Here is a 1667-nt window from a genome sequence, read left to right on the forward strand (position 1 = left end):
GTTGTGTCTGTTTTTCTTCAACGGAGAGTTTGATCCTGGCTCAGGATGAACGCTGGCGGCGTGCTTAACACATGCAAGTCGAACGATGATCCGGTGCTTGCACCGGGGATTAGTGGCGAACGGGTGAGTAACACGTGAGTAACCTGCCCTTAACTCTGGGATAAGCCTGGGAAACTGGGTCTAATACCGGATATGACTCCTCATCGCATGGTGGGGGGTGGAAAGCTTTATTGTGGTTTTGGATGGACTCGCGGCCTATCAGCTTGTTGGTGAGGTAATGGCTCACCAAGGCGACGACGGGTAGCCGGCCTGAGAGGGTGACCGGCCACACTGGGACTGAGACACGGCCCAGACTCCTACGGGAGGCAGCAGTGGGGAATATTGCACAATGGGCGCAAGCCTGATGCAGCGACGCCGCGTGAGGGATGACGGCCTTCGGGTTGTAAACCTCTTTCAGTAGGGAAGAAGCGAAAGTGACGGTACCTGCAGAAGAAGCGCCGGCTAACTACGTGCCAGCAGCCGCGGTAATACGTAGGGCGCAAGCGTTATCCGGAATTATTGGGCGTAAAGAGCTCGTAGGCGGTTTGTCGCGTCTGCCGTGAAAGTCCGGGGCTCAACTCCGGATCTGCGGTGGGTACGGGCAGACTAGAGTGATGTAGGGGAGACTGGAATTCCTGGTGTAGCGGTGAAATGCGCAGATATCAGGAGGAACACCGATGGCGAAGGCAGGTCTCTGGGCATTAACTGACGCTGAGGAGCGAAAGCATGGGGAGCGAACAGGATTAGATACCCTGGTAGTCCATGCCGTAAACGTTGGGCACTAGGTGTGGGGGACATTCCACGTTTTCCGCGCCGTAGCTAACGCATTAAGTGCCCCGCCTGGGGAGTACGGCCGCAAGGCTAAAACTCAAAGGAATTGACGGGGGCCCGCACAAGCGGCGGAGCATGCGGATTAATTCGATGCAACGCGAAGAACCTTACCAAGGCTTGACATGGGCCGGACCGGGCTGGAAACAGTCCTTCCCCTTTGGGGCCGGTTCACAGGTGGTGCATGGTTGTCGTCAGCTCGTGTCGTGAGATGTTGGGTTAAGTCCCGCAACGAGCGCAACCCTCGTTCCATGTTGCCAGCGCGTAATGGCGGGGACTCATGGGAGACTGCCGGGGTCAACTCGGAGGAAGGTGGGGACGACGTCAAATCATCATGCCCCTTATGTCTTGGGCTTCACGCATGCTACAATGGCCGGTACAAAGGGTTGCGATACTGTGAGGTGGAGCTAATCCCAAAAAGCCGGTCTCAGTTCGGATTGGGGTCTGCAACTCGACCCCATGAAGTCGGAGTCGCTAGTAATCGCAGATCAGCAACGCTGCGGTGAATACGTTCCCGGGCCTTGTACACACCGCCCGTCAAGTCACGAAAGTTGGTAACACCCGAAGCCGGTGGCCTAACCCCTTGTGGGAGGGAGCTGTCGAAGGTGGGACTGGCGATTGGGACTAAGTCGTAACAAGGTAGCCGTACCGGAAGGTGCGGCTGGATCACCTCCTTTCTAAGGAGCACCTACAACCACCGTGCCTCATGCATTTGAGTGTGGCGGGGTTGTCAGGAGTACGCCCGTTGCGCAGACGCAAGTTCTGCGGCGGGTGCTCACGGGTGGAATATCAACAAATAG

At 57.0% G+C, this 1667-nt stretch carries 1 rRNA gene; it reads left to right on the forward strand.

From position 1 onward, the window contains the following. Positions 1–17 precede the first annotated feature (17 nt). A 16S ribosomal RNA gene (locus ABD243_RS04435) occupies positions 18–1544 on the forward strand. Positions 1545–1667 lie beyond the last annotated feature (123 nt).

This window comes from Arthrobacter humicola, from assembly GCF_039531445.1.
In the GTDB taxonomy this organism is placed as follows: domain Bacteria; phylum Actinomycetota; class Actinomycetes; order Actinomycetales; family Micrococcaceae; genus Arthrobacter; species Arthrobacter humicola.